The sequence below is a fragment of the Paenibacillus sp. GYB004 genome (genome assembly GCF_036577605.1).
Taxonomy (GTDB): Bacteria; Bacillota; Bacilli; order Paenibacillales; family NBRC-103111; genus Paenibacillus_AB; species Paenibacillus_AB oceani.
The window spans coordinates 1-13,428 of the sequence record NZ_JARBDB010000034.1 but is presented as its reverse complement, the minus strand read 5'-3'; the positions used below and the strand labels follow the sequence as shown (position 1 = coordinate 13,428).

Genomic DNA, 13,428 nt, shown 5'->3' with positions numbered 1-13,428 from the left:
CTTATGGACGCCCGCGTCTGCTTCCCCTATTTCCGGGCGCATCTATCCGCTGTCTGCTCCTTCCCCTTACGCATCTCGTGAAGCCTATTGGACTTGTATCCGGCCGCTAATAGCCGCCTATGCTTCAACGCTGCTCGTTCAGGATGCCGATCGCTGCGGCTGCCTGTGCCCGCCGGGTCGCATCCCCTCCTTTCCCGCTTTCAATCTCTATACGCAGACGACCTCGAGGAGGCAGACAGAACCTGCTGCCAGCCTCCACGGTTTTTATCCAGGACAATCAGTTGCTGCCTGTCGAGGCAGCGTGGTTCGGTCGTCCGTCCGTACTCGGGACGCGCCTGCGCGGCGGCCGGTCTGCTTTGCCCCTTACTTGCCGGCTTCCGCAGCCACCTTCGCGTTAATCGTCTCTTCCGTCTCGCGAATAAGCGTGTTGATGTCCTTCGCATTGGTAAACAATTGGACGCCTGCGGCATTAAGCGCACTGTCGGCAATGGCGTCGTATTTCGTCGGGTTGTTATGATACGGAACCGGACGGTGTTTGAAAATCGCCTGCACATTTTTGCCTTTCAGCACTTCGGATTGTATGCCGAATTGGTCGGTAATTTCCTTTTTGCTGAGCGGCGGTACGCTTGCGCCCTTTTTGGCGGAATCGAGCTGCGCGCTTTCGTCCAGCACGGCGCCGATCAGCTGGAACGCCTCTTTCTTATGCTTGCTCGTCGGCGAAATCATCAGGAAGTACCCGTCTGCCTCGCCGTACAATCCCTTTTTGTCCGGATACTGCGGATAGGTCGCCAGATCCCAGTCCAGGCCGCCCTTGGCCGCTTCGGCCATCCGGTGGAACAGCCCGATAAACGGATACATCGCAATCGTTTTTTCGTACAGGAACGCGTTCAGCTCATCCGAGTTTTTCTTCGCCGTCGTATTGCCTGGAATCGACAAGATCGCCTGGTATGTCTGGAACGCCCGCTTCCATGCCTCCGTGTTGATGCTCGCCTTCCCGGTGGCCGGATCAAACCGGTTCAGGGAAAAGGGAGACGCGACGCGCACGATGTTGCTGGAAGCAAGGCCCCGGTATTGGACGCCCGCGTCGGTGCGGCTCACTTTCCGGCCCAGCTCAATCACTTCATCCCATGTCATTCCGTCCTTCGGATAAGCGACGCCGAACCGGTCGAACAGCGTTTTGTTGTAATACAGCGCATTGTAGTTCATCCCGTAAGGCAGCGCGACGATTTCTCCGTTTTTGCCAAAACTTTTGACCGTCTGTAAAATGCTCGGGTCCAGCCGGTTCAGGTCGAAGTTTTGCAGCTTGATCTGCTCGCGCAGGTCAAGCGCTACCCCAAGATCGAGCAGGCTCTGCATCCCTTCGACGCCGGTAATGAGCAGGTCGGGTACATCGCCGGCGGCGACCATGTTGCGAATATTAATGTCGCCGGACGCAGTGATCGTCTCCACCTTGATATGCGGATATTTCGCCCGCAGCGGCTTGAAAAAGATTTGCTCGTAATCCTCATCCGTGATTTTCCACCCCGCATACAGCTTGAGCGTTACCGGCTGCGGCGGCGCTTCTTCCTTGACTGACGGCTTTTCATCCACCGGACTGCCGCTTCCTCCGCCTTGTCCGCAAGCCGCGGTCACGATGGCGAGCGTAGCCAGCGCAGCCGGCCAAATGATCGGTTTACGTTTCATTCGAAATCCCCCCTGTAATGTTGTTACCTTGAATGAAAAGGATAAAGTTCTTAATTTTTAAAATTATTCAAAAGTAAGCGCATTCAAATTGATGGCGTATCCTAAGCACAAGCGCTTTCCCCTTCGGTATGACATCTGCCGCAGAGGCGGACCTCCTTTCCCGAAAAACTGACGGCTCGTTCAAGCTTGCGGGTCAATCTATCCATAATTGCCCCTTACTATTAAGATAAAGAATTCTCCCGGCAAGCAACATACACATTTTTATAACAAAATTTATCCGAAATTTCCTTTATCCGCCTACCCGTTCATGAGCGGTCACAAACCGGCGCATCGCCGTTTCATCCATCGTCACGCCGAGACCTGGAGCATCCGGTACGGTTAGGTGCCCGTTCTCCAGTCGGAATTGCACCTGGGCATAATCTGCGCTGACCCGCAGTGCATTCGGCTGGTATTCATAGATCATAAAATTGGACAGCGCGGCGGATACGTGAATGGAGGCCGCATGGCCGATGCCCTGATGTGCGCTTAAGTGCGGGGCGAACGGAAGGTGAAACGCCTCCGCCAGATGGCCGATGCGCATCATCTCCGTTATGCCGTTGCGCCCCATATCCGGCTGCACCACCTCGATCGCGCCCGAGGCGATCCATTCCTTGAACGTATAAATCGTCCGCAGCGGTTCTCCGACGGCCACGGCGGTATCGATCGCTTCCGCCAGCCTGCTGTGCCCGTCCCGGTCCTCGAACGTAAGCGGCGATTCGAAAAACAGCGCATCCAGTTCCCCCAGCGCCCGGCCGATCCCGTACGCCTCAGAATGGGTGCATTTGCCGTGAGCGTCGTACATCAGATCCAGCTCATCCGGGCCGTACCGCTCGCGAATCGCCTGGAGCAGCTTCAGATCGGACGCTTTGCCTCTGCCGAACGTATGGATCTTGACGCCCTGGAAGCCTTCCTCCCGCAGCCGCGCGATATGCTCCAGCTTCTCCTCGACCGACCCTCCCGGCACGCTGGAGCAGTAGCAGCGCAGCTTATCCCGGTACCGGCCTCCGAGCAGCGCATACACCGGCAGCCCGAGCGCCTTGCCCTTCAGATCCCAGCAGGCAATATCCAGTCCGGCCATCGCATCGACCAGATAGCCGCCGGTATAACCGCGCTCGCGCAGCGTATCCAGCATGCGGTCCCACAGCACCTGCTGGTCGAGCGGCCGAGCGCCGAGCAATAGCGGAGCCAAATGAGTCTTGAGCACCGTAGCGGCAATCTCCGGGTGCGTCGGCGCCAGCAGTTCGCCCCAGCCGTTCACGCCCTCGTCGGTAGACAGCTTGACGAACACCGTCTCCGCATTGACCGAGTAGACGCAAGAACGGCGGTTGCTGTCGCTGACGTAATAGTCGGCGCCAAGGAAACGCTTGCCGCCCGGCTGGACCGGACGGGCCGGCGGTATTTTCACGATGTAGATATCAACGGCTGTAATCTTCACTGTCCTTCTCCTCCTCGTCTATCAGCTTGTAGCTCCCGCTCTTCCAGCGACGGCGCAATTCGGGCCGAACCAGCGCACTGACCGACTGGATCGACATGCCGCCGTCCACCGCCAGATCGACGCCATTGACAAAGGCGGCCATGTCGGAGGCCAGAAACAGCACGGCATCAGCCACGTCCTCCGGCTTGCCGAGCCGGCCGAGCGGGTAGCAATCCGTATCGATTCGAAAGCGGGCTTGGGCCGCCAGCTGCTTCTGCTTCTCCTCGCTCACCGTAAGCCCCGGCGAGACACAGTTCGCCCGGATACGGCTCGCCGCCCCCTCAAGAGCAGTCTGTCGCGTAAACGCCGCAATAGCGCATTTCGCCGAAGCGTAAGCGGACAGACCCGGATTGGCGCGATTCGCATTCACCGACGACATATTGACGATCGCCGGCGTCTGCGACTGTACGAGCAGCGGCCATGCGTACCTTGTGCAGAGGAATACGGAGGTCAAGTTAACGTCGATCAATCGTCTCCATTCCTCCAGCGTGCCGGCGGCGATCAGACCGCTTCCCGTCCGGCCTGCATTGTTGACCAAAATGTCGAGTCGATCGAGCCCGGCAAACACTTGACGCACCGCGCCTTCATCCGAGACATCCATCCGATGCGCCGTCGCATCCGCCCCTGCGCGGCGAAGCGCCTCCGTCACAGCCTCGACACGCTCTTCATGCACATCTGTCAGCTGCAGTCTGCATCCCTCGGCTGCAAAGCGCCTCGCAATCGCCGCGCCGATCGAACCCGCAGCTCCCGTAATGAGCGCCGTTCTGCCGCTTAGCAGCATGTTAGCGCACCTCCGCTCCTCACTCCCTGCCGGCCAGCGACAGGGGAGTCTGATATGAAGCTGTGGTCAAGCCCGCACATCTTGCCCTTGCCAGCGCAGCGCCAGCAAATCCAGCCCTTCCAGCGTCTCCATCACCTCGCGGCGAAGCGCTTCGTCGATCGGCGCATTCGGATTGCGTACACGGGCTGAAGCGATTACCCCGCCCGCCTTCAGCACTTCCTTATGCACGGCTGTAGCGAAGCCCGCAATCGTACCGATCCGGATAAACGGCAAGTAGCGGTAAAACAGCGCCCGGGCTCCCGAATGCTTCCCCTCCCGCCATAGACGGTAAATGCGAACGCACACCTCGGGGAACTCGCACGCCGGCATCGTGCCGATCGCGCCGCGGTTCAGCTCTTCACAGTAATAAATGCCATTCAGCCCTCCGAACACCGCGAGGCGTCCTTCCGTCTGCTCCAGCACCTCGGTGATTTTCACCGTCGTCGGCGGCGCCTCCACCTTGACATAGCAAATGTTGTCGCAGTCCTTGGCCAATCTGGCCATGATCGGGACGGAAATCGCGACGCCGCTGGCGATCGGCGCATCCTGCAGCATGATCGGGATGTCTACCGCTTTGGCGATCGTGGTAAAGTATTCGACCATGCGCTGGCCGTCCGGCTTAACCATATGCGGCGGCATCACCATCAGCGCGTCGGCCCCCGCCTGCTGCGCCCATCGGCTCAGGCTGACAGCGCCTTCCAGCCCCGTATGGCCGCTGCCGAATACGAGTGGAACCCGACCCCTCACTTCCTCCTTGACAATATCGGCGATCCGCTCACGCTCCCGGTCCAGCAGCGTATAAGCCTCGCTTGCATTCCCGAACAGCGCGATCCCGTTCACCTGAGCCGCCAGTTGAAACCGAACCAGCTCGCGCAGGCTTTGTTCATCGACCTCGCCCGCTTCGGTAAACGGCGTAGCGAGAATCGGGTACACGCCCTCCAGAACAGTATTGCGCTTCCCCATCTGCGTTCCCCCTTTTTCCGGATTGATTGATTCCCTTTCATCATAAAAAAAGCGCATTCAGGAAAACATGCACATTCTTGTGCCGCATTCTATCCATAATTTCCTTGAGGGGTCAATGGGCTGTCTCTAGCTGCTGCCGCTTCGCTTTTCCAGATTCAAATGCGAACAGCAAAAAGCCTTCAAAACCACTGCTGCAGTGAGCAGGAAGGCTTCTTGCTTGCCGGGAGGTTGTCCGATGAACCATTTGGGCTCGTGAATCCGCCTTATTGAGCATACGGATGAATGTACGGATTTTGACGGCTGCAGTACCATAACCAAAATACTGGGTGGGACACCTTCAAACAACCAATAAAAATAACCCGCAAACCGTTAACCTGAGCGGGTTATTTTCGTTTAGGCGTAAAATCGCTTCGAAGGCGACCTTCTTCCTGGATCGAAGCTTCGGCATTCACGTATGCAGCCTGAGTCCTTCGGATTGCATCTCGAAAAATTTGTACATATCCTCCGGCGTCACATTTTTATGATTTTTAATCCACTGAAGCAGTACGCGAATGACCGCCCCCGATCGAAAGGCGAGAAAATAGTCCAGGTTGGGAGAGCGATTCATCATGGCGGGAGGCAGCATTCGCACGAGCTTTTTCATGGTGTCCTCGAATGCGGCAAAGATGACGTCCAACCGGTTGGCTTCGACCAATAATTCAATGATTTCCGAATCGGCGTGCCAATACCGAAAAAAAGGCAGTATAAACGGAAATTTTCCCGTACCGGTCTGATCCGTCTGTGGCGAGATCGACTGAAGAATGCTGTGGTACAGATCATCGAAGGTATCGTCGCATTTCCATACCAACACATCCTCCAAATTATCAAAGTTGCGGTAAAAGGTAGACCTCCCCACCTGGGCGCTATCGACCACCTCCTTAATGGTGACCGATTGAAAAGTTTTTTCTCGCATTTTTTTCGACAAGGCATCATATAACCTGATCTTGGACTCGACTGACCGTTGATCTTGTTTAATGTGGTACATATTCCCCCCAAATGTCCTTTATCTCCGGATTCGCTTGACTTCCCAACCGTATCCAATGAAAATTCAATATGTATCCTAACTATACCATTTTAATGCGCTTTCAAACATACAGTAATCTACCAAGGACAGGTATCCATAATCAAATCAATGGCGGTATACATCAGGTACCGGCCGAAAGCGTCGGGCGAATGACGTGAGGTTTATTGCCGCATCGTTGCTGTGCGGTGACGTTTTTTTCAACGAAATGGGCGTTCCGGCATTCCAAGCACAGCCAATGACATGAGATGAAAGGATGTCTCCGTTGTGAATGACGAAATATTTCGATATCCGATCATTGGGAAGCTGAACGATGAGGATTTGCGCTCGGTCCGTCCTTATTTGACAGTCCATTCCTTTGAAAATGGAACCGTCATTCTTCGTCAAAATCAAGAAACGGCCCATTTCCATATTCTATTAGACGGGATATTGAACGTTTACGTAGAGCACGAAACCAAGGTACATGTAGCGAAGCTGGAAACGGGGCAATTTGTCGGAGAGATGTCGTGCTTGACGGGCGGCGCCGTGAGCGCGACGGTTCAGGCGCAAGGGCAGGTTCGGACGGTATCGATGCCGCGTGAGGGCATGCTTCAATTAATGGACAGAAGCCCAGAGTTCCGCAATCACATGATCGAAGCGATGATTCAACGGGTTACGAACACCAACCACCGGGTATTGGAGGAATATACGCGAAGCTCCGTAGTTTTGCGCCAATTGCAGGAGGAGCGGCAATCCCACTACGGGCCGTTGATCGGGGACGGCCGAGTCATGCGGCAGATTCGAAAGAAGATTACCGAGCTGTCTCAAAAGAATGAACCGTTGTGCATCATCGGCGATAGAGGTGTCGGAAAATCCCATGTTGCCTGGGAGATCCATGCTCGGTCGGGACGGTCCGAGTATCCCTTTTTCGTAGTGGAAGGGGGGAGCTTCGACTCAGAGGAATGGGAAATGAAGGTTCGGGCCGCCAAGGGAGGCACGATTGTATTGGAGCAGGCCGACAGTATGCCGTCCGATCTTGTACGCCGCCTGGTTCATGCGCCGCATGAAACCCGCTTCATCATGACCGCAGGCCGCCGGCTTCACGTGGACGCGGAGCACCTGGAGATCCCGCCGCTGAGAGAACGGCATGAAGATCTTCCGGCGCTTGTTTACGCCTTTATTGCCGAAGCGGGCTTCCAGAACCCCGAATCCTTGATTTCGCAAGAAGCGATGAACCGGTTAAGCGACTTTCCTTTTCTCGGCGGAAATATTAAAGAACTGAAGCGCGTGGTGCACGATGCAATGATACGGAGCAGCGGGAAAGAGATCCGCAATTCGCACCTCAGGTTCGGAAGTATGCGCGAACCCGGAGCCCGTCCGAAAATCGGTCTGGCCTTAGGAAGCGGCTCCGTGCGGGGGGCGGCACACGTCGGCGTGATCAAAGTGTTGGAGCAGGCCGGTATTCCGATCGATCTGATCGCCGGCACGAGTGTGGGCGCTTTTATCGGAGCACTTTACGCAGGCGGGCAGCCTGTTTCGGCTTTTGAAAAGGTGCTGCCCACGGTACGTTGGGGTCAGCTTGTACTCCCGACACTGCCGCTGAATGGAATTGTCGACAACTCCCCTATGGTCCGATTCGTGGAAAAATATATCGGTCCCGTCGATTTCAAGGATTTGTCCATTCCTTTTGCCGCAGTTGCATCCGATGCGGTGAACGGGGAGGCCTGCATCCTCAATCAAGGCAAAGTGTCTCGCGCCATCTGCGCTTCCACCGCAATTCCCGGCGTGATGAGACCGGTCAAATATGGGGATAAACTGCTTCTGGATGGCGCTGTCGCTCATCCGGTGCCTGTGGCCCTGGCCAAAAGCATGGGGGCGGATATCGTGATTGCGGTGGATGTCAGCACGCCGGATGACATGAAGAAAGAACCGAAAAACTTCGTGGCAACGATCCTCAACACGATGGATATCATGAGCAAGCGCATGATTCAGGACGAATTGCAGCTGGCCGACGTCGTATTATCCCCACGGCTGAAAAACAACCAAATCACATTCAAAGCATCCGCATCTTACATTCAAGCGGGTGAACACGTCACTCGCGGGTCTCTCGAAGCCATCAAACAGAAAATGGAGACGTTCGTTTGCAGGTAAAGGGTGGGCATCGCCCTCCCCTTTATGTGTTGGTACCGGACACTCGTCGCGTAGAATGCGAAGTATTGCCGACTATTTCCACTCCCTACTGATATAATCCCAACGCGAAATATTCGTTGATCATTGCAGCAGGCGGATCAGATCCGCGCTGAGTGTTTCAGCATCGAGCGGCTCCCATACAAATTATAGTTGATAATAGCCCCATCGAGCAGCTTATATATCGATTTCGATGCACGCAAGGAGTCGATGTCGTCGGAGAGATAGATGCCTTGATCATTTGCCGGTACCGGTCGCCCGTTCATCGTAACCACAACCGAAGCGCCCTCATCCGCTACAACTGCACGCAGAGCAACAGCTGCTGCCGTATGATCCGCCGATGCGCTATACGTCTTAATTTCCGGGACAAAGTCACTGCCCAAGCGGATTGGCGCCATCGTCGTCATGTCGCGAAGGGTGAGTGACTGCAGTTCGGCATTATCGCCGGCATCGGCCTGCAGCAGGAATGCGCGCTGCACCGTCAGTCGGTACAGTTTCTTACTCTCCCCGTCAGCCGCCGTAACGAGCAGCTTCACCAGGTTCGCGCCCGGTTGAAGATCGATAACATAGTTACCGCCAGCGGAAGCTTCCACCGGCTTTTCGTTCAGCAGCACCTGCACGCTGGCCTGACTGTCCACTGCGGTCGGTGTCAGCTGGATCGACTTCACATCATACGCTGTTTCCGCCTCATAGCTCAATCGCTCCGGTTGGAAATCCAGCGTAAGCGGGTTGGCATGTATTCCCGATAAGTTGGCATTCCGGGATGCCGATCTCCGGACCTGAACGGTATATGTTTTGACGCTTACCCCGTTCTCCGCCGTCACCCGAAGCTGCCGGTTAGCGCAAGCGAGGCCGCCGATCCGGCAGCCTCGTCTTAATCATTATTGAACTATCGTTCTTCCGTTAGCGTAACCGATTCCCGTTCATTAAAGTTTTAACTCCAAGCGTCTATGCTTGTCTTTCATGCCCATTGATTCATATAATCCGACAGCTTCTTTGTTACCTGCATACACGTCTAGTTCAACTGCATCTACCTTCATTTGGTTTGCGTAATCTATAATAAACTGAAACATAACACGTCCAATCCCTTTTCCTCTATACGCTTCGCTAACACAAAGATCGTTTACATAAATCATGGATCTTTGTCTAAATATCGATCTTTCAATAGTTCTCTCTGTATTTAATACTGCATAAGCTATTACTTCGTCCGTTTGCGGAAGAACGCCAACAACCACCCTGGATTTTTCAGCCTCATAATAGGACTTTACGGACTGTTCATTGTACAGATCTGCACTAATAAATTGTTCAGGTCTCAAACATGCATGGTAGTCATCGACTTGCCTTCTTAACATGATGATGTCACCAATATCCGTCTCGACAGCATCCCGTATCCTTATGTTCAATTTGCACACCTCCCATACCACACCAATCGTAGTTATCCAGTTGGAAAATCCGTTGGTACAGCAAATTGTATCATTAATGATAAAGATAAATAAGGCGACTTTATTTAAAACTAATCTGCCCGTTAGCCTTCCAGGCCCTGTCGGGCACCACAGATAATGAAAATTGGGTCTGGGGCGTTTTATAATTATATTACGGCTGGCGAGGGGGGGCGATGCGCTATGGTGTCGCGAACCCAACCGTTAGTCTGACCCCAGCGACCTCGGTGCACCACGGAATGTCGCTCCTTTTAAGGAAGCACGCAGGGTAGATTAATCCTTTTTGGTTGTTGCACCAGCCCTCAATTTCTATTTGCCGTAGAAATCAACGTAAATTGGGTATTGCGTTATAAAGTAAATATTATTACTATATGAAGTAAGGGTATTCCATAATGTGGATAAGTGGTTACGTCTTAACGTTCTGCTATTGCGCTGAGGTATACCTTTCTACAGCGGCATGGGAAGCCGGTAGGGCAGCGCCTGTTTTTGGCATCACGTTTCGGCAACCATGTTCACAACAAAAGAAGAAATTTATCAAAACATTGTAAATCTTCGTGAAGAAAAGAATGTCTTGTTTGGCGTCGATCGCAGCATGGTAGTAATCGGCAGATTATATTGGCGCTAGGCCGAGTATCTTTAGAGGTTAGGAAAAATTTTTTTAAAAGACCCTTGTAAATCAAACAAAAATGGTAATTCATATTCTCGTATAACTTTAATTGGAGGGATTATTATGACAATTCATGTAGTAAAACCCAACCGTCTATCAATTCGAGGATCATTTTCTCGTGAATATTCCCCTATTATGACCATTCAATCTGGTGACACAGTTCGGTTTAGTACTTTAGACTCTGGATGGGGGATAGGACCTTACACTTCTTTTTGGGAAAGAGAAAAGTTTCCACGACGTCAGGAAGGTGATGGAGGACATGCTCTCTGCGGACCAATAGCTCTCCATGGGGCTAAAGCTGGAATGACGCTTGAGGTTAGAATTAATGATATTGTTACGGGCTCATGGGGATGGAGCAGCGCCGGTGGTTTCTCCCATGATATAAACAATTGGCTGGGTCTTGCGGATGGAGAGCAGTTTATTTTAAACTGGGAACTTGATACAAAGGCAATGACAGGAGTAAGTCACCTAGGGCACAAGGTAGGTTTGAGACCCTTTATGGGTGTTATGGGTGTTGCTCCAGATGAACCTGGCTTTCATTCAACCTGGCAACCACACTTTTGGGGTGGAAATATTGATTGTAAAGAATTAATCGCAGGCAGTACATTGTTTTTGCCGATCTCAGTTACAGGAGCACTTTTTTCTGTTGGAGATGGGCATGCCGTCCAAGGAGATGGCGAGGTTGGAGTACCGGCGCTTGAATGTCCGATGGAACTGGTTGATGTAACTTTTTTTGTTCGCGATGATATTAAAATCACGTATCCTCGTGCAAAAACACCAAATGGTTGGATTACGTTTGGGTTTCATGAGAGCGTAAATGAAGCCATGATGATCGCTCTTAAGGGGATGTTGGACTTAATGGAAGAACTCTATGGGTATAATCGTAAAGAAGCACTCGCTTTAGCAAGTCTTGTTGTTGATTTGCGTATTACTCAGATTGCTAATAAAATACTGGGTGTACACGCAATACTTCCTTATGGAGCGATCAGGTAGTATTATCCATGAAATATTATTTACTTGGTTAGAAGGGGCGTCCCAAAAGTCATCAATGACTTCTGGGACTTTATTATATTCTCTTATTATTTATCCCGCCAGCCATGGCCATCCATCGCGCAGCCGCAGCTCACCAAATGATCGATTCGCCTGGCTCCAGCGGCAGATCAAAAGCACGCCTTACTTTAAACACAGAAAAGCGATTAATCGTTCCATCGCTGTATTATCGTGCCCGTTATCCTTCCAGGCCCTGTCGGGCAAAAGGAGATTCGGACGTTCCACACCCACACCGTCTATCTTCTCGAGCTGATTGACTGGATCAAGGAACACCGCTGCACCCACGTGGCCATGGAGAGCATCGGAGTGTTCCTGGAAGCCAATCGTGACTTGCTCGAAGCGGAAGACATTCAATACCTCGTCGTAAACGCCCAACACATGAAGGCTGTCCCTGGTCGAAAGACTAATGTAAAGGAACCCCAGTCTTCCCTCGACTTGCAAGCCTTGGTCTAACAAAGAAAAAGCCATGATTTACGCGGCAACGAGCGGGGTCAATGTTCATCTTGAAACGCTTGCAGCGGCCCGGCATATGGCGCATGTTCGAATCGGCATGGGTTCTCCGTTACCCGCGGGTCCTGCTGCTTGTGCAGCACCTCCATCAGCTCCACGTTCAGCTTCTTCTTGATGTCCGAATATTCCGGTCTGTCAGCCACATTCTCCATATAAAAAGGATCCTTCCGCAAATCGTACAGTTCCTCATACGGGCGTTTACCGAAGCCCAAACGGAACAGCGGCCTGATCTCCTCTTCATTTCGGTGATGAATCATCCATGCTTTAGTTGGGCTAGCATCCATTTCGGCGTAGGCGACTCCGGTTTTCCAATGCAAGTCCTCGTAGGAGGGAGGCACGGTATTCGGATTGTCCAGACCGCGGGGAGCGCCCATTGGCCAGCGGTCCGGCTCAAAATTGATGATGTACAGATATTCCTCAGTCCGAATGGCCCGCTGCGGATAAGGCAACTCGCCTTTGCGAGCGGAGGGGACATGCCTCTCCCGGCCGGTCACGACAAAGGTGCGCCCCGGGTCCACCTGACCGCTTATCTCGCTCAGCAGAACCGGCAGCAGACTGCGTCCCGTCATCGATTGTGGAACCGGCATCCCCGCCGCCTCCAGGAAGGTCGGCGCCAGATCCATCAAGTTCACGAAGTCGTCGATGATCCGTCCCGGCTGGATATGACCCGGCCAACGCATAGCGAGTGCGACCTCGCAGCCGATATTGTACAGATTGCATTTGCCTCGCGGCATTCCGGGAATCCCGTGGTCCCCGCTCACGACGATCAGCGTCTCGTCGAGCTCGCCTAACTCCTCCAGCCGCTGCAGAATAATGCCTAGTCCGGTATCCAGCGCTTGGCATTCGCCCAAATAATCGCAAACATCCTCTCGAACCTCCGGAACGTCCGGCAAAAATGCGGGCAGCCGGCCCATGAGATCGTCTGGATTCAGTCCCCACAGAGCCTTGCCGGATCCCTGTTCCCACGTACGATGGGTATTGGTCGGGCCCCACCAATAGCAAAACGGCTTTCCCTCCGGCCGGGATTCCATGAAAGAGTCAAAATTCATTCGAACTTCGTCTAGAAGCTCTCGCTTGGCTGCTTCTATCCCGATCTCCTGCGCGCGCTTGGTGGCATGGTGAGAAAACTTGCCGTAGTTGGCGCCACCCGTTACATAAGCGGTTCGCTTCCCGCCATACGGAGCATTGGCGGTTTTCCCGGGAGACCACACTTTGTAAGTGTGGCCGATGTGGTAGCCGTTTTTCTCCAGCTCAAGCGGATAGGTCGGAATCGTTTCGTCCCAGACGGCCCCGAGCAGAATGGCGCCGAGACCAGTCTGCCAAAAATATTGGCCGGACAGCAAGGAACTGCGGCAAGGTGTGCAGCTCGGCGCCGGAACGGAGGCATTCATAAAGAGCGCGCCTTCTCGGGCGATCCGATCGAAACTCGGAGTGGAGATAAGCTTATTGATGGAATCAGGTCCTTCGTGCTCGGCATAAATGCTGGCATAGCGTCCCCAGTCGTCGGCGAAAGCAAACAAGATATTCAAATCGAAATCACCTTTCCTTAGAAAGATT

At 53.4% G+C, this 13,428-nt stretch carries 10 protein-coding genes and 1 pseudogene; 3 read left to right on the top strand and 8 right to left on the bottom strand.

Features of this window, described 5'->3' with window-relative positions:
• Positions 1-363 precede the first annotated feature (363 nt).
• The 5 genes from PV433_RS14565 to PV433_RS14545 all read right to left on the bottom strand — a co-directional run bounded on the left by PV433_RS14565 (position 364) and on the right by PV433_RS14545 (position 5,829).
• Positions 364-1,683, bottom strand: a complete 1,320-nt coding sequence (locus PV433_RS14565) for an ABC transporter substrate-binding protein (protein WP_332072815.1) — start codon at positions 1,681-1,683, stop codon at positions 364-366.
• A gap of 289 nt (positions 1,684-1,972) precedes the next feature.
• Positions 1,973-3,157 (bottom strand): mandelate racemase/muconate lactonizing enzyme family protein, encoded by a 1,185-nt coding sequence (locus tag PV433_RS14560; protein WP_332072814.1) that lies wholly within the window; start codon positions 3,155-3,157, stop codon positions 1,973-1,975.
• Complete coding sequence (locus PV433_RS14555; RefSeq protein WP_332072813.1) at positions 3,138-3,977, bottom strand: SDR family NAD(P)-dependent oxidoreductase; 840 nt, start codon at positions 3,975-3,977, stop codon at positions 3,138-3,140. Before PV433_RS14555 ends, PV433_RS14560 begins: the two co-directional genes overlap by 20 nt.
• A 66-nt stretch (positions 3,978-4,043) precedes the next feature.
• Entirely contained in the window at positions 4,044-4,979 is a 936-nt protein-coding gene (locus PV433_RS14550) for a dihydrodipicolinate synthase family protein (RefSeq protein WP_332072812.1), read from the bottom strand.
• A gap of 448 nt (positions 4,980-5,427) precedes the next feature.
• Positions 5,428-5,829 carry a TetR-like C-terminal domain-containing protein gene (locus PV433_RS14545; protein WP_332072811.1) on the bottom strand — a complete coding sequence of 134 codons (402 nt, stop codon included), beginning with the start codon at positions 5,827-5,829 and terminating at the stop codon, positions 5,428-5,430.
• A 477-nt stretch (positions 5,830-6,306) separates the two neighbouring features.
• Between PV433_RS14545 and PV433_RS14540 the strand changes: the two genes are divergently transcribed.
• Entirely contained in the window at positions 6,307-8,169 is a 1,863-nt protein-coding gene (locus PV433_RS14540; RefSeq protein ID WP_332072810.1) for a patatin-like phospholipase family protein, read from the top strand.
• A 137-nt stretch (positions 8,170-8,306) separates the two neighbouring features.
• Here the strand turns inward: PV433_RS14540 and PV433_RS14535 are convergent, their stop codons facing one another.
• On the bottom strand, positions 8,307-9,029 hold the full coding sequence (locus PV433_RS14535; RefSeq protein ID WP_332072809.1) for a cadherin-like beta sandwich domain-containing protein: 723 nt from the start codon (positions 9,027-9,029) through the stop codon (positions 8,307-8,309).
• Positions 9,030-9,131: 102 nt separating this feature from the next.
• On the bottom strand, positions 9,132-9,608 hold the full coding sequence (locus PV433_RS14530; RefSeq protein WP_332072808.1) for a GNAT family N-acetyltransferase: 477 nt from the start codon (positions 9,606-9,608) through the stop codon (positions 9,132-9,134).
• 766 nt (positions 9,609-10,374) lie between these two features.
• Between PV433_RS14530 and PV433_RS14525 the strand changes: the two genes are divergently transcribed.
• Together PV433_RS14525 and PV433_RS14520 are read left to right on the top strand one after the other, a co-directional pair.
• Positions 10,375-11,304 (top strand): acetamidase/formamidase family protein, encoded by a 930-nt coding sequence (locus PV433_RS14525; RefSeq protein WP_332072807.1) that lies wholly within the window; start codon positions 10,375-10,377, stop codon positions 11,302-11,304.
• Positions 11,305-11,526: 222 nt separating this feature from the next.
• Positions 11,527-11,799, top strand: a pseudogene (locus tag PV433_RS14520) (IS110 family transposase); the annotation flags it as partial.
• A gap of 53 nt (positions 11,800-11,852) precedes the next feature.
• Here the strand turns inward: PV433_RS14520 and PV433_RS14515 are convergent.
• Positions 11,853-13,428, bottom strand: a 1,576-nt coding sequence (locus PV433_RS14515) for a sulfatase family protein (RefSeq protein ID WP_332072806.1), incomplete at its 5' end; no start/stop codon positions are given.

Coding starts and splice junctions, on each gene's coding strand:
- PV433_RS14565 (WP_332072815.1), bottom strand. CDS start 1,683: ATGAAACGTAAACCGATCATTTGGCCGGCTGCGCTGGCTACGCTCGCC.
- PV433_RS14525 (WP_332072807.1), top strand. CDS start 10,375: ATGACAATTCATGTAGTAAAACCCAACCGTCTATCAATTCGAGGATCA.
- PV433_RS14555 (WP_332072813.1), bottom strand. CDS start 3,977: ATGCTGCTAAGCGGCAGAACGGCGCTCATTACGGGAGCTGCGGGTTCG.
- PV433_RS14550 (WP_332072812.1), bottom strand. CDS start 4,979: ATGGGGAAGCGCAATACTGTTCTGGAGGGCGTGTACCCGATTCTCGCT.